The following is a 19,959-nucleotide window of genomic DNA, read 5'->3' as shown; positions in this document are numbered from 1 at the left end:
TATTTACACCCATACAATTAATGAGGTATTATTATGCAACATAATAATGATTTTTTTATCAAACCAGGTCATCTTACATTAAATCAATTGAAGATGATATATGATGGTCAATATAATAAATTATTTTTATCAGAAGAAGCAAAAATTAATTTAGATAATTCTGTTAAAAATGTAAATAATTTAATTACTGAAAAAAATCCTAGAGCAGTCTATGGCGTTAATACAGGATTTGGAAAATTAGCTAGTACGCGCATTAATGAAAAAGATTTATCAACACTCCAACATAATTTAGTGAAATCACATTGTACAGGAGTTGGCGATTTTTTAGACGAAAGAACTGTTTCTTTAATTTCAGTTATTAAAATTGCTAGTTTATCTATGGGATATTCAGGTGTTAGATATGAATTGTTAGATGCCTTATTGAAATTGATTAATAATGGTTATTTTCCATGCGTTCCTATAAAAGGATCTGTGGGAGCCTCTGGGGATTTAGCACCATTAGCCCATCTTGTAGCGCCTTTAATTGGTGTGGGTTATGTGCAATATAAAGGAAATAAAATTCAGGCACAGGAAGCATTAAAAGAGTGTCACATTGAAAGTTTTGATCTTTTACCTTTAGAAGGTTTGTCTTTATTAAATGGCACTCAGGTTTCTACTGCTCTTGCTTTAAAAGGATTGTTTAAAATTCAAAGTGTTTTTGAGTCTGCTTTGGTGTCTGGTACTTTAGCATTAGAAGCTTTAAATGGTAATTACGAACCTTTTGATCCTCGTATTCATGAATTGAGAGGACATAAAGGACAAATGATTGTTGCTGAGAAAATAAGAGGATTATTGAGTGACAATTACAGTAAAAAAGAAAAGAGTTCTAACTCAAAAGTGCAAGATCCTTATTCCTTAAGATGCCAACCCCAAGTGATGGGTGCGTGTCTTGATCAGATAAATCATGTTGCAAAAACTTTAGAGACTGAAGCCAATGCTGTTACGAATAATCCTATTGCTATTTCAGAAACAGGAGAGTTTCTTTCTGGGGGAAATTTTCATGCAGAACCTGTTGCCTTTGCTGCAGATATTTTAGCAATGGTTTGTACAGAAATATCTTCCTTATCAGAGAGAAGAATTTCTCTAATGGTTGATTCAAATTCAAGCGGCTTGCCTTCATTTTTAGTAAATAATAGTGGTTTGAATTCTGGATTTATGATTGCGCAAGTCACCGCAGCAGCTTTAGTTAGTGAAAATAAATCGCGTTCATTTCCTTGCTCTGTAGATAGTATTCCCACATCGGCAAATCAGGAAGATCATGTGAGTATGGCAACTCATGCCGCTTTTCGTTTAAATGAAATGGCAGAAAATTCAGCTTATGTAATTGCTATTGAAATGTTAGCTGCAGCGCAAGCATTTGACTTACAGCCACATAAAAATATTCCAAATCAATTAAAAAGTGTGTATACAGATATTCGAAATAGAGTTCCTTTTTATGAAAAAGATCGCTATTTTGCAGATGACATTGAATTAGTAAAACAATATTTACTAAAAAATTCTTTTAATATTTTATAATTATATAGATTTTTAATCTAGTGAAGAAGATAATGATTATGATGAAAGAAGTGACTGAGTGGAAAAATTTTGAAAAAAATAATGAAATTCAAAAAGATGAGGTTCATATTTGGAAGATAAAAATTCCATATGACATGTTTAAATATTTAGAAAATAAAAATATTTCTAATTATTTATTAAGTAACGATTTCTTTAATGGTAATTTTAAGAAAGTATTAACTTTAGATGAAATAAATAAATCTTTGAAGTATTTTAAAATATCAGATAAAATAAGATCTCTATCAACTCGTTTTGTACTTAAAAAATTAATATCACTATATTTAAAATTACCTCCACATAATATTCATTTTAAATATAATAAATACTTTAAGCCGTTTTTATCGCATGAAATAAATAATATATCTCTAAATTTTAATGTTTCACATGCTGGTGAATATATTGTACTTGCTTTTTCATGTGAAGATTTAGTAGGAATTGATATTGAAAAATATGATAATTCATTAGATAAAAATTCTCTTGGTAGTTACATTTTTTCAGATTGTGAATTTACAAGCTGGAATAGCTTATCAGAAAATGAAAAAAATTCCTCATTTTATCATGTGTGGTCTTGTAAAGAGGCTATTTTAAAAGGTATTGGAATTGGATTATCATATTTACCAAATAATATCACTGTTGGTATCAATCCAAATGAAAACCCTAAAATTATAAGTTTAAAAGATTGCAAATATGAAAATCATCCTGATTCTTGGAGTATCCGAAGGTTTTACATTCAAAATGATTATTCCTCCATTTTTGCTATTCGAAAAAAGAATTTTAAATCATTATTTTACGAGTGGGATTGGAATAATGTGAGTATATGTTAATTTGTTATAATTTCACCTCCAAATATTTTCCCTGTTATTATACTTCCGTTTATAAGAATAACCCTTCCTAGATTTCCTTCAAATGTAATATTTCCATTAACAGTAGAACTATCAATATAAACAAATTCCTCTCTTTTTATGAAAGAATGTTTTCTAATGTAAATATCTTTAGTTGTGCTTCCTTCGTTAAGCTCAATTTTATCAGTAGTGATATAAATGGGATTTTCAAATTTTGAAGATGAAGTGATAAGTGAACCATTGATATTTGTGTTTCCGATAACAATACTATTATGTGATAAATAAATATCTCCATTAATATGAATATCATTGAGCATCACGTTTTCAGCAATTATTTTTCCTGAAACATAAGTGTTTTTGTTAATTTTCACGTTTTTTAGTTTTACTAAGCCATAATGTGTAACGCATTTTTTTATTGAATTATCAAGTATCAAGCTTCCTGTAAAACCAGAGCACGTATAATTAAGTATATAATGAGTCACTGTAAAAATTATGAATATAATGACTGCCATGGAGAAGATTTTTTTCATACAGACCTATTATTTTTTTTGCTGTGGATTTATAATAAATATTATTTGTATGGGATAAAATATAAAATCTAATTTGTCAAATTTTATATTACAAATTATTATGTTAATATATTTTAAATTATGGGAGTCTATTTCTAAATATTTTGAAGTTATTTTTATTCTGTATAAATAGCTTCTTTTTCAATGTCTGCTGGAAGTTTGATTTTATGACGTTTCATTTCGTACTTACTAAAAACAAATTTTCCTTCTTGCAAATAAATTGGATATAAGGAACTTGGATTCATTGTTGGATTATTAAGAAGTTTTTGCGCCATTTCAACTAAAGCTTTTCCTTGGCTTGCTCCCGTCATGACTAAACCTCCCAATGCTTTTCCTTTGCCAACTGTAAAATCCCAAAATGAGAATATGGGTAATTTTGAATTGGCTGCAGACCATTGTACAACTTTTACCGAATCCACATTTTTCTTATTCTCATCGACCATATTTGCATAAAGTCCTACTATAATTGCCTCATATCCTTTATGAGGAGCATCTATAATTTTTCTTTGCCAGTCAGCAAATTTGTCAAATAAATAAATGTCATAATTAATTCCAGAAAAATTTATAGATGGTTTACCAGAAAAGAAATCTTCATGCACAATTTTTGAGGTAATATCACTATCAAATAATACTAATATTTTTTTCGATTGAGGAATTATATCTTTAATAAAAATTGCAGATCGTCTAATGAGCGGCCTTTCAAGAACTCCTGTGATATATTTAGGCTCTTTATCAAAATAAACTCGTGGATTATTATTAATTCCCAAATATACAGTGCGAATTTTATTTTGTTCTAGTTTTGGGCCAACATATTTTAATGCCGCATCATCACCTATAAAAACCATTGTTGGTTTAACTTTTTGAATTAAATCCCAAGCCTTTAAACCCATTTTTTCGTGCTGATCTTTTGGAAGCCTTTTAGTATCCATCTCAAAAAAAGTGAGATTATACTTTCTTCCAAAGGCATTTCTTATTTCTTTAGCATAATCTGCATCCCATTTATATTCCTTGCTATAGCTTTCAACAATAATAATGTCTTTATTGCCAGCAAATGAGTTTATTGAAATTAATCCGAATATTAATAATATTAATTTAAAAAAGGGTATATAATATTTTTTAATCATGTTAACCTCAAAAGTAATAAAGTAAATGAACCTAATAAAAATATTATATTGTAAATAAAATGTAATAATCAACTGATAAGTTTGAAGAGTCAAAAAATTGCTTATTGTATTTAACTTTAAAGAGTAATTCCAAATTCTTTAAAATTATTTTCAGGAATATAATGCTTTGGTTTGAGTACCTCAATAACAACAGTGAGTTCTTCTTTTTTGCCAGCGCACCAAACAAAGGATTGTGTGTTTCCGTTTATTTGGGTACCCGTTTTTAAATTTTGAATATGTTTAACTTGAATAAATTCTTTTAAATGTTTTTCGAAATGTAAAGCAGTTCCTGAAGCATCGGATCCATAATAATCCCAGACACATGCAATCATATAAAATCCTTTTGGTTAAATATATAGAGTATATTTAACCAATATACTCTGCACCGCCCATATATTTTTGCAATGCTTTTGGAATGCGAATGCGTCCGTCTTTTGTTTGGTGGTTTTCAATTAATGGTATTAAAACACGCGGTGTGGCAACGGCCGTATTATTTAATGTATAACAAAATTGCATTTTGCCATTTTCATCACGAGTTCTAATTTTTAATCTTCTCGCTTGATAATCATAAAAACTAGAGCAACTGTGAGTTTCTCCGTAGCTATTACGGCTTGGCATCCATGCTTCAATATCGTTCTTTTTGACCTGGCCTTGTCCCAAGTCACCGGTACAAACTTGAACAACGCGATAAGGTAATTCTAAAAGTTGTAAGAGATCTTCTGCATTTTTTAGTAATTCAGCATGAAGAATGTCGCTCTTTTCAACATTAGGTTCACATATTACAACCTGCTCAATTTTTTGAAATTGATGGACGCGGTATAACCCCTTCGTGTCTTTTCCGGCAGCTCCCGCTTCACGTCTGAAGCATGTTGACCAAGCGCATACTTTTGCTGGCAATTGTGCTGTGTCTAAAATTTCATTTTGGTAATAACTTGCTAAAGGAACTTCTGAGGTTCCCACAAGCCACATGTCATCTTTTTCAACGTAATAAGCCTGGTCAGCACCGCCTGGCAAATAACCGGTTCCCTCCATAGCGCTGGTACGAACCAAAACAGGAACACTCATTTGCTTATAACCTCTCGACTTTAGTAAATCGAGGGCAAGTGAGTGAATCGCTCTTTCCAATTCCGCTCCAGCACCCATGAGGAAATAGCTACGGCTTCCCGCAATGGCGGCGCCACGTTCAAAATCTATGATGCCAAGATTTTTGGAGAGCTCAATGTGATCTTTTGGAACAAACTCAAAACGGGGCAATTCTCCAACTTTTTTTATTTCAACATTGTCTGCATCGGACGCGCCCAGGGGGGTGTCCGCAGAAGCAATGCTCGGCACTGTCAGCAAAAGTTTTTCAAATTCTTTTTCCACTTCGCGCAGATTTTTTTCCGCTTCCTCAAGAAGGGGCCCCATTTGTCTCATTTGCGAGACGAGAAGCTCACGCTCTTCTTTAGATTTTGCCTTCTTAACCGCGTCAGAGCCCTCGTTGCGCTTATTTCTAAGCTCTTCTGTTTCTTTTATACATTTGGAACGTTTTTCATAAAGATCCGCAAATAGCTTAGGATCGAACTCAAAACGTTTGTTTTTTGCAGCAATTGCAATGGCTTCTAGGTTATCTCGGATAAATTTGGGATCAAGCATGGGATATTTACGCCTTTCCTGGATCAAGAGCTTAAACGCACGTCATTCTTATAAAGAGGAGAAGACTTTTCAAGTACCAAATGCACATAATCAAAAAATTTATTGTTGACCACCCGCTTTCAATGCTTACATTCATACGGATCGAGATTGTGATCGAACTGAAACGCGAGGGTTTATAATATGTTTTTGAACAATAAAGCGAAATATTCAACAGAAGGCACCACAAGTGCGTCTTCATCTGAAAAGCAAGATAATTCTTCTAATCAAAATAAAGAGAGTTCTGAAGTGCAAGGGGCTTCTTCTTTGAGTGAAGAGGGTGCAAAAATAGTGGCGTTGGAAGCGGAATGTGCAACCGCGCAAGCTAAATTGTTAGAAACTCACGATCGTATGCTTCGTATTGCTGCCGACTTTGAAAATACACGCAAAAGAATGGAAAAGGAAAAAGCAGATACACGCATTTATGCCATTCAAGAGTTTGCCAAAGATCTCCTTCCTGTCATCGATGCCTTCGATAAGGCAATGCTTGCTATTGAAAATTCACAGATAAACTTTGAAACTGAAGAAGGTAAAAAAGTTGCTGGAATTGTCGAGGGTGTTCAACTTGTTTCAAAAGTATTCCAAGATACTGTTAAAAAACATGGAATTGAAAGATTACCAGGTAAAGACGCGCCTTTTAACCCGTCTTATCACAATGCTATCGCAAAAGTGGTCGATGCTTCTTATACTCAAGAAACTGTTATTGATGAGTTTATGGCGGGCTACAAAATTGGGGATCGCATTCTTAGAACAGCTATGGTGCGCGTCGGCGCGCCTGACTAAAATTGCGGGTTTATTATTTTGCAGTACATTATTGACAATTTATGCTCATGCGCAACTCTCTGTATTTGAAAAAGCAGAGGGTTTTTTTTATGAAAAACAATACGACAAAGCAATAAGTCTATATAAAAACGTGATTGAAAATGAATATTCCTCAAAAAAAGAAATATCTTTTTCAAAATGCCGTCTCGCACTTTTAAATAATAATCTGAATGAAATCAATTTATCACAACATTATTTAGAAGATTCCTTAGCTGAAAATGTTTTACCTTCATCAGTTCATTCTATTTGTACTTATGGATTATTACAAATATATGCTATTACAAAAAATTATGGTAAAGCTGTTTCTTTATCCAAAAGTTTAACCTCTCCTCATTTACAACCTGTTTATTTAGCCAGATTTTACGCTCTTTCTGCTGAAGCTGCACGTTATTCTTTTAACAAAGAATTTGAGCGCTCTGAGATTACTAATTTATTGAGTATAATGAAAAAAGAAAATATGCAGGAAGTTGAAATTAATAAATATGCTAATAAAAATATAACGATTTCTGATATTGAGGAAAGACTCTCTATTTTAAATTTTGAAAGCAATGTGAATTCAGGTTTTCCAGAAAATTATGTGGAAAATGTATTTTTATTAAAAATGAAAGAAGGTGATAATCAGCAAGCTCTCGACATTTTAGAAAAAAACCTACTTAAAAATGAGGATAGCATCATATTAAATTCAGGTTTATTTATTGTTAATTCGCAGCTTAGATCGAGGCTCATTAAATTAAATCATGATGATCCTAAAGAAATGAGAGTGGGTCTCATTTTAGCAAATAAACCTGATAGACAAAAATACAATCAAAATGTTTTACGTTCAATCTCTGCATTTTTATCATCTCCGGCAGCGCAAGGAGTGTCTTATTTCATTGATATTATGGAAGCCAATACAAATGAAGGAAGTTTATCTCAGGCTGCCGAAAAACTCATTTTTGAAAAACATGTTCATACTATTCTTGTTATGGAAGGGTTTAAATATCAAAATGATCTGACGTATTTAGCGAAAATTTTTTCAATACCGGTGTTTTTTTTAAATCAAAATTCGGAAAAAATTTCTTATAGTAAAGATTTAAAATCCATGGATTCCTTAAAATTTATTTCTAATAATGGAAAATTTAAAAATTTATTCGAAAATATTTTAGAGGGAAAATTAAATCAATTGGGTCTTGAATCTAAGGTATTTGATATTTTTATTTTATTAAGAAATATGCAGTATCTTGCCAATGGCTCACAAAGTGCTCAATTAGAAAAAATCATTCGTGAAGGAAATTGGAAAATTGATGGTGTTTCCATTTATGAAGGATTTGGTGGGTTAAGATAAAAATTAAATGAATTTAATTTGCTGCTATACTTTTGTATCTTTTTATTATCTCTTCCCCTAAATATCTTAATCAATACAAATTAATAGATATCCAATATTTTTTAGTTGATATTATGGTCTGCTATAATAAGAAAAATTAATTATTTGGTAATATATTCTAAGTATTTTATTTTATATTTAAATAGTAAAATTTATTATAATATAATAATATTATTTATGTGATAAAATGTATTTATTTAGAGTTATTTATAGTAAAAAATATCCGCAAATTTTAAAATTATGGTAATCATTTATCTAATTATTATTTGAAAATATATATCACATACTTGAGGTGATGCTAAAATTTAGTTATATATTAATTTGAGATACTATTTGTTTTTAGTATATTCATAATATAAATTAAAATAAACTTGGAGAAATTAATGGAAAAATTAAATTTTGTATCTAATATTAATAAAGAAATTTTATATATTTCAAATCATAAAAGAATGCATGAAATATTTGAAGAGCAATGTCTTAAAAATCCAAATAAAATTGCCGTCAAATTTGGTGAAAAAAAAAAATTACTTACTCTCAGCTAAATCAAAAGGCAAATCAATTAGCATCATATTTAAAAAATCTTGGAATTAAAGAAGATAAACTAGTCGCAATTTCTATGAATCGTTCAATAGAACTTGTTATTGGAATCTTGGCAATATTAAAATCAGGAGGTGCATATGTTCCTATAGATCCAAACTATCCTATTGAAAGAATAAAATATATTATAAATGATTCAAAAGCAGAGTTATTAATTACTGAAAAAGAATTAAATAACAATTTTTTAGATGTCTTAGTAAATAAAATATTTATTTCAGATCATAATCTATTGGATCCTTATAGTAAAAATAATCTTCCTATTATTAATCAATTCAACAGTCTTTGCTATGTCATTTATACTTCGGGTACAACTGGAAATCCTAAGGGTGTATGTAATACTCATAAAGGCATTGTTAATAGAATATTATGGATGCAAAGCTATTATAATTTAACAGAAGATGATCTCGTTATTCAAAAGACTCCCTTTGGTTTTGATGTCTCTGTTTGGGAGTTCTTTTGGCCACTATTCACGGGTGCAACATTAATTATGGCTTATCCAGAAATTCATAAAGATACGTATGAACTAGCTAATTTAATAGAAAAAGAAAAGGTTACAACAATTCATTTTGTTCCATCTATGTTGAATTTATTTTTAGATGCAAAGATAGCATCAAAATGTTCTTCTCTTAAAAGAGTTTTTACAAGTGGAGAAGCCTTAAGTTACCATTTACAAAACAAATTTTTTGAACAATTTGATAATTGTATGCTTTATAATCTATATGGTCCTACAGAAGCAGCAATTGATGTTACATATTGGGATTGTAAAAAAAATGATGAAAGAAATATTGTTCCCATTGGCTATCCAATCGCAAATATTTACCTATATATTTTGAATGAGAAACTACAACCAGTAGATATTAATGAAATTGGGGAGTTGTTTATTGGTGGAATCTGTCTCGCAAGAGGATACCTCCATAAAATAGAATTAACCCAAGAAAAATTTATTTCTAATCCATTTTTACATAGTGAGAAAATTTATCGAACTGGAGATTTATGCAGATTTTTAAGTGATGGTGCTATTGAATATATTGGAAGAATTGATAATCAAATTAAACTGCGTGGATTTAGAATTGAAATTGGAGAGATTGAAAGTGAAATTTTAAAATGTAAAGAAATAAAAAATGTAGCAGTAATAGCAAGGGAAGATTTTATCAATCAAAAATATTTAGTTGCTTATCTAATATCTGATGTAAAATCAAATGAACTTATTCTTAATATAAAAAATTCATTGAGTTTAACTTTACCAGATTATATGGTGCCTAGCTTTTTTGTATTTTTAAATGAATTTCCTTTAAGTCCTAATGGAAAATTAGATATTAAAAGTTTTCCTAAACCACTATTAGAGGCGTCTCAAAATAATCATAATCTTCAATATCCTAGAAATGAGCTAGAAAATCAAATATACAAAATTTGGTGTGAAATATTAAATCAAAAAGAATTAGGAATAAATATTTCCTTTTTTTTATTGGGTGGTCATTCTCTTCAGGCAATGGCCTTGGTTCAAAATATAAGGCAAAAAATAAGACGTGAAATAAATTTAGCAGAAATATATGAATATAATACGGTTGAATTACAATCTAAATTAATTAAAGATAGACCTATTTTAAATGATTTATTGAATGAAATAATATCGAATAAAAATAAGCATTATATGCCATTTAATTTGACAGAAATGCAAAAAGCATATTTAATTGGAAGAGGAAATGATTTTGAGTTGGGTGGAATAAGAGCTCATCTTTATATCGAGAATGAGATTGATAATTTAAATATAATTAAATTTGAAAATGCAATTAATAGTGTAATAAATAGGCATAATAATTTGAGAATAGTACTAAATGATGATGGAACTCAACAATATTTAGAAAATAGTAATTTCTATAAAATTATAATAAATTCTGGTGAAATTGAAAATATTAGAAAAGATAAGATCTCATTTTTTAAGAAAAATAAAGATATTCTTTTTGATGTAAGTGTTACAAAAATTTTTAACAATAAATATATTGTACACTTTTTATTTGATTTAATTATTGCCGATGGAGCTGGATTAGAAATTATCTTTAATGAACTTTCTGATTATTATTTGCACGATAATTTTTCATTAAAATTGCCTGAAATTTCCTATCGTGATGCTTTAGTTGCACTTTCTAAACCAAGTTCTTCATATGAGTTAGCTAAAAAATATTGGCTAAATAGAATAGAAAATTTTCCTGAAGCTCCAAAATTACCATTGAAAAATTTAGTGCATAGAAACGAGTCTGTTTTTATGCGAAGACAATTTTTTTTATCGCCCTGTGAATGGGAGAAATTTCGAAATATTGCAGCACAGAGTGGTGTTACACCTGCATCTATGCTCATTGCTTCGTATGCTAAGATTTTAAAAACATGGAGTAATGCAAACCATTTTGCATTGAATTTAATGTTTTTTAATAGACCACAAATACATGATGATATAAATAAAATTGTAGGAAATTTTAGCAATACTATTCTTTTAGAAATTGAATACTCTAATTCAATAAATTTATCTGAAAATGCAATAAAAATACAAAAACAATTATTAAGAGATTTAGAGTATCATGAGTTTAACGGTATAAAAATGTTAAATGAAATAAATCGTTATAAAGGAACATTAAGTTCTGCTTCTATGCCTGTAGTTTTTGCCTGCGGATTAAATTTAATACAAAATGAATTTAAAAATAAAAAAAATATATTTAGTTGGTATGGAAAAAATGTTAGCCATAGTCACTTAGAAACACCACAGGTTATGTTAGATCATCAAGTTTATGAAGATGTGGATGGAAGTTTATGCTGCATATGGGATTCAAGAGACGGATGTTTTCAAGATAGTATAATTAATAAAATGTTTACAAGTTATGAAAATCTTTTAAAAAATATATGTAATGATGAGATAATAGAATTTGAAATTATTCCTAAAGATGATTTAGAAATAATTAGAAAAATAAATGATAATAATTACTTTCATCAAAAAGAAGAGCTATTGCATTTAGGCGCTATTAAGAATGCTATAAAAAATCCAAATAAAATAGCAATCATAACTCAAAAAATTTCGTTGACGTATAATCAAGTATTTGCGACTGCAGAAATGCTAAAGTCTAAATTAAATAAATATCAGGTTTGTAAAAATGATTTCATATGCATAATAATGGAGAAAGGGTGGGAGCAAATTGTTGCTTCACTCTCTGTGCTTGGACTAGGCGCCACATTTATTCCATTAGATGTTAAATTACCTGAAAAAAGAATAAAGCAAATATTAGAAATGTGTCAATGTAAATCTGTACTAGTTAATAAGATTTTGAATTTTGACTTAAATATTCCTCAAATTGTTGTCAGTGAAATTTGTAACTTCGAAAATATTAATTATAGTAATCAAATAAATTTATCGTCTGATCTTGCTTATATTATTTTTACATCTGGTTCTACTGGAATTCCTAAGGGAGTACAAATTAGTCATAAAGCAGCTATGAATACAATAAATGATATAAATAGAAAATATAATATTTCAGAAAATGATATTATTTTTGCCATCTCATCCTTTTCATTTGACTTATCTATTTATGATGTCTTTGGTTTGCTAAATGCCGGCGGTTCAATATATATACCAGGAGAAACGGAATTAAATAATCCGAGTCAATGGGTAAATATTATATATAATCAAAATATAACATTGTGGAACTCTGCTCCAGCAGTAATGCAAATATTTATAGAAGAAGTTTCCATAAGAGGATATAATCCAAATTCAAAATTAAGACATGTTCTTTTAAGTGGAGATTGGATTCCTTTATCATTACCAGCTCAAATTAAAAAATATTTCAATGCTAATGTGACAAGTCTGGGTGGTGCTACAGAAGCATCAATTTGGTCAAATTATTATGAAATTGATACAGTTAATCCTTCATGGACAAGTATTCCTTATGGTAAACCTCTTTCCAACCAAAATATGTACATATTAGATGAAAATTTAGATTTTCGACCTATTTATGCAACTGGAAAAATCTATATTGGCGGATTAGGTTTGGCTCAAGGATATTTTAATGATGAGAAAAAAACTACTGAAAGTTTTATTTATCATTCTAAATTAAATAAAACTTTATATTGTACTGGCGATTTAGGAAGGCTTTATCCCGATGGAAATATTGAATTTTTAGGACGAAATGATTTACAAGTTAAAATCCAGGGATATCGTATTGAGTTAGGAGATATTGAAGCTGCTTTCAAGGAAATTGAAGATATCAATCAGGTTTTTATAACTGTTATTGGAGAAAAAATTGAAAACAAGAAAATTATTTCATTTTTTACTTCAGGAATAAAAATTGATCATGAAAAAATTAAATCATATTTGCTAAAAAAACTTCCATTATACATGATTCCAAATCAAATTTATCAGATTGATCTTTTTCCATTAACATCTAATGGAAAGGTAAATACAAATGAGATGTTAAATAACTTGATACTAAATCATAATAATGTCAATAAATTTATTAGTCCAAAAAATATAATTGAAGAGAAATTACTTTTAATTTGGAAAAAATTATTAAACTTAAATGAAATCAGTTGTAATGATAACTTTTTTGAAATTGGTGGAAATTCATTTCTATCATTTCAATTAATTCATCAGATTAAAAAGGAATTTAGATTTAATTTATCTTTATCAACTATTTTTCAAAGAGGTTCTATTTGTGAAATAGCAGATGAAATATTAAAATCAATGAACGGATTCATATCTCCTCTCCTTCTTTTGCAGAATGAAGGGGTAAAATCCCCCATTATTTTTATACATCCCTCTGGAGGAGGTATTTTATGCTATACAGAGCTGATAAAATACCTTGATAAAGATCGTCGCTTTTATGGGATCCAGCATCCGAATTATATGAATGAAAATTTAATGTCATTCGAAAAATTAGAATCATTAGCTAAATATTATACAGAAATTATTTTAGAAAAATATCCTAATGGCAATTTATGGTTAGGTGGATGGTCATTTGGTGGTGTTGTGAGTTTTGAAATGTCAAAACAGTTACTTGAAAAGGGAATAAAAATCAGACCTGTAATTATGATTGATTCACCATCACCTATAATAAATAAATTACCTACTGATGAAATATTATATAATTGGTTTAAGGATGATTATGGTGAAAATTATGTTTTATTAGAAGATAATATGAAAAAAATGCTATTTAATCTTTTTAAGAGTAATATTTTAATGCTTTCTCGGTATAAACCTATGAAATGTGAAATTGATATAGTGCAATTTAAAGCTAAGCAAATCGTAAGTGAACAAATGAGGAATCATCAATATTGCCTCAAGAATGACTGGGGCTGGGGTTTATATTCTTCAGGTAAAGTCCGCACGTATACTATGGATGCAAATCATAGCACTATTATTCAATATCCAAACATTGATAAAATATGTAAAAATATTTTTAAAATAATTAATGAATTGTAATTTGAAATTATAAATTTTAAAATCATATTTTTATTAATTATTTTAAATAAAATAGAAAGAAAATTATGAAAAAATTATTATTTACTTTATTTATACCTGTATTCTTTGTTCTTTTATGGAGCAGTGGCTATATTTTTGTCGAAACGGGTTTACAAAATTGTTCTCCAATGCTTTTTTTAACAATGCGCTTTTTTATTGCAAGTGCAATTATGGGGGGGGTATTATTATTCAAAGGAAAAAAAATAATATTATCAAAAATTGAGCTACTACAGATAACTATTACTGGAATTTTAATTCAAGGTGTTTATCTAGGATTTTTCTTTATAGCTTTAGATCAAAAAGTATCTCCTGGAATATTAGCAATTATATTAGGTATACAGCCTCTTTTGACCCCTCTTTTAATGCGTGAAGGAATTGATATAAAACATAAAATAGGATTATTTCTGGGATTTATAGGTTTATTTTTAACTGTTTTTAACATAATTTTTATTGGAAATATTAATATATATGGAATTATTTGTGCAATTATGTCCTTGATTGGTATCACTTATGGAACTGTACTTCAAAAAAAATATTGTAATAATATTCCGCTTGATACTAAAATGTTTATTCACTATGCTGCCAGCGCAATATTAATACTCATATGTTGCTTATTTCTTGAAGATTACCATGTCACATGGACTTATTCATTTATGACTGCTCTTTTTTGGGTTTCCGTTGTAATGTCTATAGGCGCTTTTTTCTTATTTTTTGCACTTCTGAAATTAGGAAAAGCTTCTCATGTCACCAGTTTGTTATATTGTGTTCCTCCGGTTACTGCGGTTTTTGATTTGATATTTTTTAAACATGAAATTTCATTTTATACATTTTTAGGAATGTCATTTATTATTTTAAGTATATTTTTGATTTCTGAAAACTTTGCTAGGCTATCCAATAATAAACTAGTAAAGAATTTATTTTATTATAAAAAAAACTGACTATATTTTACAATTTGTAATGAAGCATAATCAAACTCTATATTAAATGAAATTCTTTTAAAAAAGATTCAGTCTGATTTTGATCTGGAATAATTTCAATGATTTTAATGCCAGGTGTATTTTTTATATTTCGGGCATCAAAATATAGTTCATATTCCATGTTCCAGAATTTTGCTAAGTGCTCAAATTTTAAATTATGATTATTTTGGCATAATAAGGCAATATCATCTTTTAAAACAGTGTTAAAAATTTTGCCACCACCGTTATTAATAATAACAATATTGGCATTTAAATTTGTTCTTTGTTTTAGCATCCAATATCCAACCATGTCATATAAAGCTGTTAAATCGCCAAAAATGCCCCAGTTTTCAGTAGAAAGTTCATTTGCAAAACCTAAAAATGTTGAAATTTGGCCATCAATGCCATTTACTCCTCGTGATGCATTCATTTTTAAATTTTTAGAATTGTAGTTTGCTGCTAAATCCCAATAGCGAATAGGTAAGCTGTTGCCTAAATAGACATGAGAATTTTCTTTGATTAAATTTGATAAATGAAAATGAATAGACTGCTCTGCAAGGTGGTATTTATGAATTAATTCTAATAATTTTTCATAGCATACATGGTCTGATTTTAAAAAATCACTACAATTCTGGCTACGATTTTTTGCAAAATCAAAATTAAAATTTTCAAGAATGAAATCGGAAGATAATTTTATATTCTTTGCGTGAGGTATACCTGAAAATCCGTTGACATTAATGGACAATACATTAATATTTTTAAATGATTCGTCTAGTTCTCTCCAAATGCGATGAGTAGGAGTTCCACCAATTTTTAAAATAGAGTCAATTTGAAAATTACTTTTTTTAGCGTTCTCCCAAAGTTTATCAGGGCATTTGATTTTTAAGTGGTTTAAATCTTCATTTTCACGAATATTAGACAGGGATTCTAAATAAACAGGTACATTTAATTTATTTAAAAAAGAGATGAGAGATTTATTGTTATTTAAATCTAATTGAGAGACAAGGGTAATTAAATTTTTGCTGTTATCAATGAATTTTTTTAAAGTATTTAACTCATAAGAGTGGTCTTTATGATTTTCATTTAAAGATACATTTTCAAATTCGAAGTTATTTAAATTAATTTGCTGTAATAATCCACTTTGTAAAGGAATATCAAAACATACATTAACATGAATGGGTTTTTTAAAAGAAATATTTTGCAAATGAAATTCATCGCCAGCATCTAAATCAAAACATTTCTCAACATAAACACCAAAAATTTGATTTTGCTCTGCTGCTTGAGGGGCACCTGTCCCTCTGTATGATTTAGGCCTGTCTGCCGTGATAAGAATTAAAGGTAAACCTGAGTAATAAGCTTCCATCGCTGCGGGTAAAAGTTCGGCCACAGCCGTTCCCGATGTTGTAATGACGGCGACAGGTTTGTTTAAGGATTTGATGCGGCCCAGGGCATAAAATGCGGCCGATCGCTCTTCAAAATGTGAAAAAACGATCTGTTTTTTGCTTTGAATATTGTGAACGGTTTCTATTAATGGAATATCTCGTGCTCCAGCGCAGACATAAAATTCTTGAACACCATATTTTAAGAGTTCTGTTATAATTTTGAGTGAATATTCTCTGTTCATATGGAGTCCTTAAAACGAGGTCTAAACAAGTCCTTAAGAAAAAGGACACTCTAATAAATTTTTGCTGGATTGTACATATTAAAATATAAGATTTTTGAATAATATAGTTTGTTATGAGTATGCTTAATTTGATTTTTTAATTCATGATCAATTTTTTTGCTGAGATTGACTTTTACTTTTTTTTACGTTAAATATTAATTTATAAAAAGGGAGGATCTATGAATAATTTGCTAAATAAAATTGTGATAGATATCAAATGGACGGATTTGGATGCCTATAATCATCTGAACAATTCAAAATTTTTTGATTTTATGACCGAAGCGCGCGCAAAATATTTTTGGGAATTTGCTTTAGAAAGTCCTATTCAATTGATATTGCATGAATGCAATATTCTATTCAAAAAACAATATCGTTACCCAAATTCAATTATATTAGAGCAATATATTGAAAATAAGGAAGCAGCTAGTTTTGAATTAAAATATATTTTTAAATCATCAATAAACGATGATATTCATGCCGAAGCAAAAGTCAAAATGGTTACATTTGATGCCGAAAAAAATAGAGTTTGTCGTATTCCTAAAGAGCTATTAAGTTTGTTGGAAATGAAAAATTAGAATATTTTTTAAAAATAAATTAGAGATCATTTTTATAATGAGGCATGGTAATTTTTATTATTTATTTTTTGAATTATTTCTTCACCAAATAAATTAAAAATTTTCGGATTATAAAAATTATTTAATGCCTTTACCAAGGATAAGCCAATTTCTTCAGCTAAATGTACAGGAACGGCATTGCCAATTTGTTTGTATTGTTGACTTATTGATCCTTCGAATTGCCAATCATCAGGAAATGTTTGAATGCGGGCATATTCTCGAACAGTAAAAGGTCGGGTTTCGTCAGGATGGCAGCGTTCTGTTTGTTTTTGAGCGGGTGAACATGTTAATGTTAGGCAAGGTTCATCCCAGCTAATTCGTCTTGCCATTCCTGTTTTTCCACCTCCTAAGTAAAAACTTCCTTGCATATATTCTTTTTGAATTTTAACTGGCAAGTCGCGCCAATAACCTCCTGGTGGAACAAGTTGTAATATTTCTTTTTTCCGTTTTGGATATATTTGACCTCTAGATGAGGGAACAGGGCAGGGATATAAACGCCCTTTTTTTAAGGCATCTTTAAGCGTGTAAATTTCTTTTTGAGGAGTAGGAAATTCAAATGGGATATCTAAATCTTTACGAATTCCAACTATGAGAAGTCTCTCTCTTTTTTGAGGAACACGGTGATGAATTGCTTTTAAAATCTGTGGTGGTAATACTTTATAACCAATATCTTCTAATACGGATATCATACCTTTTAAAGTTTTTCCTCCATCATGTTGTACTAATCCTCGGACGTTTTCTCCAACACAAATGGCAGGCTTTGTTTCTTTAACGCAACGCGCAAATTCAAAAAACAAAGTACCACGGGCATCCTCAAAGCCAAGTTGTTTGCCCGCATAGCTAAAAGCTTGACAAGGAAATCCACCTGTTACGATATCAACTTTGCCTTTAAAACTTGTAAAATCTAATTCCTTAATATCTTTTTCTATGACATTCCAGTGGGGTCTATTTGACTTTAGAGTTTTGCAAGCCCATTTATCAATTTCGTTTAATAAAACACAATGGAGTCCTGATTTTTCCAATCCTAGAGCAAGTCCTCCTGCTCCTGCAAATAATTCAATGGATGTATATATTTTTAAAGGTTTAACAAGAGCCACATTGGTTTCCTTATGAGATTCAAAAATAAATCCGAAATTTTCTAATTTTTTTAAGTCATTTCTATGATAAATTCGATAGTTATTAATAGGATGTCTTCTGGAAATTAATTTTCCCTTACTATCCCATCTTCTTAAAGTTGCTTTTGAAACAGATAGAATATTAGCTACTTCAGAGATTTTGAAGAATTCTTTCAAGAAATACTCCTAAATAAACATTACACAACATTGATCAATGGTATTTTATTTCAAACTGATATGCAAGAATTTGATTGATCTATAATTTATTTAGGTAGGATAGCTTTGGTTTTTAATATTATGAATACTTTTGGAGTGGCATATGGATTTGCTCAATTATATATCAAATGATCAGCTTCTATTTTTAATCAATGAAATTACTCAAAATTCTATTAAAAAGAAAAGAGAAATTGATGAAAATATGAAAAAAAATGTATTGGATCCTTTTAGTGCTATTTTTGAATGCCTTACATTCAATTTTGATTTTGATGAGTGGGTTAGAAAAGAAAAAACAAGACAAATTCAAAAGACAATGCAGAATATGGTTGGTGAATTTCATCAAAACGTTTTGGGTAGTATTCCAGGATGGGAAAATTTAAAAAATGGCAAAGTCATTGATCTTGAATGCAGAGAAAGAAAAATAATTGCTGAGGTTAAAAATAAGCATAATACCACTAAAGGGGATCAAAAAAAGAGTCTCTATGAAAATTTTGAAAAGCTTCTTAATACTAAATATATTGGCTATACTGCATATTATGTTGAAATTATTCCAAATAAAAAAGATGGCTACGATGAAGAATTTGTACCCTCAGACAATATTTTAAGTGTAAGAAAAATGGGTAATCCTAAAATAAGAAAAATCAGTGGACAAAGATTTTATGAACTTGTTACTGGTGATCCTTATGCACTTAAAAAATTATACGAAGCAATTCCTAAAATTTCCGAAATTTTAGGCAAAAATATATCAATTAACACTCGAAATCAACTTAATCATATTTTTAATAGTGCATACTCTTTTAATAGTAATTAAAATATTCTAATTAATTAAATTTATTTGAAAATAAAGGCAACATTAAAAAAACAAAAATGGAAATTCCGAATTGCGTGAGATTTATTTTGAATGGATTTTATAATTTTGTTTATGAAGATAAATTTATTTATTTTATCGAGAGTCTTGTCTTTTCAAAATTTTTTTTGTATGTAATTAAGATCATATCAATAATTAAAGATTCTATATGAGAAATTTATTGCAACCTTAGTTTAAGAGTTTAAAAAAATCGAACTGGAAAATAAGATATAAAATTTTATGACATATTCTCAATGAAATTAAGACATTTTTTTATTTCATCAATAGTTATATTTTAAAATTATTTTCTATTTTTTTTATTATAACTCAGCAAGTTCTAGTCGCTTTATCCACATATTCCATTGCACAAGCCGGCATTCATGCCATGCAAGGAGAATTAACTCCTGTTATTCATTTTATAAATTTAT

15 protein-coding genes are annotated in these 19,959 nt (G+C 29.1%); 9 read left to right on the top strand and 6 right to left on the bottom strand.

The window, feature by feature from the left end; all coding sequences use genetic code 11:
- Nucleotides 1–33 precede the first annotated feature (33 nt).
- Together hutH and AXG55_RS13620 are read left to right on the top strand one after the other, a co-directional pair.
- A complete protein-coding gene (gene hutH / locus AXG55_RS13625) occupies nt 34–1,554 on the top strand; it encodes a histidine ammonia-lyase (RefSeq protein WP_148698648.1) in 1,521 nt (506 codons plus the stop codon).
- A gap of 38 nt (nt 1,555–1,592) precedes the next feature.
- Nucleotides 1,593–2,417 (top strand): 4'-phosphopantetheinyl transferase family protein, encoded by an 825-nt coding sequence (locus AXG55_RS13620; RefSeq protein WP_233231238.1) that lies wholly within the window; start codon nt 1,593–1,595, stop codon nt 2,415–2,417.
- On the opposite strand, the gene AXG55_RS13615 is transcribed toward AXG55_RS13620, so the two are convergent.
- From AXG55_RS13615 to serS, 4 genes are all read right to left on the bottom strand, one after another.
- The gene (locus tag AXG55_RS13615; RefSeq protein WP_148698646.1) at nt 2,414–2,965 is read right to left on the bottom strand and encodes a hypothetical protein; all 552 of its coding nucleotides are present in this window, start codon (nt 2,963–2,965) and stop codon (nt 2,414–2,416) included. The two genes, AXG55_RS13620 and AXG55_RS13615, sit on opposite strands and share 4 nt — an antisense overlap.
- 155 nt (nt 2,966–3,120) lie before the next feature.
- Nucleotides 3,121–4,128, bottom strand: coding sequence for an ABC transporter substrate-binding protein (locus AXG55_RS13610; protein ID WP_148698645.1), 1,008 nt, complete (start codon nt 4,126–4,128; stop codon nt 3,121–3,123).
- Between the two features lie 116 nt (nt 4,129–4,244).
- Nucleotides 4,245–4,499, bottom strand: coding sequence for a hypothetical protein (locus tag AXG55_RS13605; protein WP_148698644.1), 255 nt, complete (start codon nt 4,497–4,499; stop codon nt 4,245–4,247).
- Nucleotides 4,500–4,533: 34 nt separating this feature from the next.
- Nucleotides 4,534–5,802 (bottom strand): serine--tRNA ligase, encoded by a 1,269-nt coding sequence (gene serS, locus AXG55_RS13600; protein WP_148698643.1) that lies wholly within the window; start codon nt 5,800–5,802, stop codon nt 4,534–4,536.
- A gap of 180 nt (nt 5,803–5,982) precedes the next feature.
- Between serS and AXG55_RS13595 the strand changes: the two genes are divergently transcribed.
- The 5 genes from AXG55_RS13595 (at nt 5,983) to AXG55_RS13580 (ending at nt 15,058) form a co-directional block, all read left to right on the top strand.
- On the top strand, nt 5,983–6,621 hold the full coding sequence (locus tag AXG55_RS13595) for a nucleotide exchange factor GrpE (RefSeq protein WP_148698642.1): 639 nt from the start codon (nt 5,983–5,985) through the stop codon (nt 6,619–6,621).
- Complete coding sequence (locus AXG55_RS13590; RefSeq protein WP_233231237.1) at nt 6,545–7,984, top strand: hypothetical protein; 1,440 nt, start codon at nt 6,545–6,547, stop codon at nt 7,982–7,984. Before AXG55_RS13595 ends, AXG55_RS13590 begins: the two co-directional genes overlap by 77 nt.
- 422 nt (nt 7,985–8,406) lie before the next feature.
- A complete protein-coding gene (locus AXG55_RS14905) occupies nt 8,407–8,565 on the top strand; it encodes a hypothetical protein (protein WP_233231236.1) in 159 nt (52 codons plus the stop codon).
- The gene (locus AXG55_RS13585; RefSeq protein WP_237244017.1) at nt 8,547–14,081 is read left to right on the top strand and encodes a non-ribosomal peptide synthetase; all 5,535 of its coding nucleotides are present in this window, start codon (nt 8,547–8,549) and stop codon (nt 14,079–14,081) included. The genes AXG55_RS14905 and AXG55_RS13585 overlap by 19 nt, the downstream gene beginning before the upstream one ends.
- 65 nt (nt 14,082–14,146) lie before the next feature.
- A complete protein-coding gene (locus tag AXG55_RS13580) occupies nt 14,147–15,058 on the top strand; it encodes a DMT family transporter (RefSeq protein WP_148698639.1) in 912 nt (303 codons plus the stop codon).
- Between the two features lie 37 nt (nt 15,059–15,095).
- On the opposite strand, the gene menD is transcribed toward AXG55_RS13580, so the two are convergent.
- Nucleotides 15,096–16,700, bottom strand: coding sequence for a 2-succinyl-5-enolpyruvyl-6-hydroxy-3-cyclohexene-1-carboxylic-acid synthase (menD, locus tag AXG55_RS13575; protein WP_148698638.1), 1,605 nt, complete (start codon nt 16,698–16,700; stop codon nt 15,096–15,098).
- 218 nt (nt 16,701–16,918) lie between these two features.
- Here menD and AXG55_RS13570 point away from each other — a divergent pair, with 218 nt between their 5' ends.
- A complete protein-coding gene (locus AXG55_RS13570) occupies nt 16,919–17,314 on the top strand; it encodes an acyl-CoA thioesterase (RefSeq protein WP_148698637.1) in 396 nt (131 codons plus the stop codon).
- A gap of 32 nt (nt 17,315–17,346) precedes the next feature.
- On the opposite strand, the gene dcm is transcribed toward AXG55_RS13570, so the two are convergent.
- Nucleotides 17,347–18,645: a DNA (cytosine-5-)-methyltransferase gene (gene dcm / locus AXG55_RS13565; RefSeq protein WP_148698636.1), complete on the bottom strand. Its 1,299-nt coding sequence runs from the start codon at nt 18,643–18,645 to the stop codon at nt 17,347–17,349.
- 142 nt (nt 18,646–18,787) lie between these two features.
- Between dcm and AXG55_RS13560 the strand changes: the two genes are divergently transcribed.
- The gene (locus AXG55_RS13560; protein ID WP_148698635.1) at nt 18,788–19,495 is read left to right on the top strand and encodes an Eco47II family restriction endonuclease; all 708 of its coding nucleotides are present in this window, start codon (nt 18,788–18,790) and stop codon (nt 19,493–19,495) included.
- The last annotated feature ends 464 nt before the right edge of the window (nt 19,496–19,959 follow it).

The organism is Silvanigrella aquatica (assembly GCF_001907975.1).
Classification (GTDB): Bacteria; Bdellovibrionota_B; Oligoflexia; order Silvanigrellales; family Silvanigrellaceae; genus Silvanigrella; species Silvanigrella aquatica.
The sequence above is the reverse complement of the archived record's forward strand: the minus strand, read 5'-3'. Positions and strand labels throughout refer to the sequence as shown.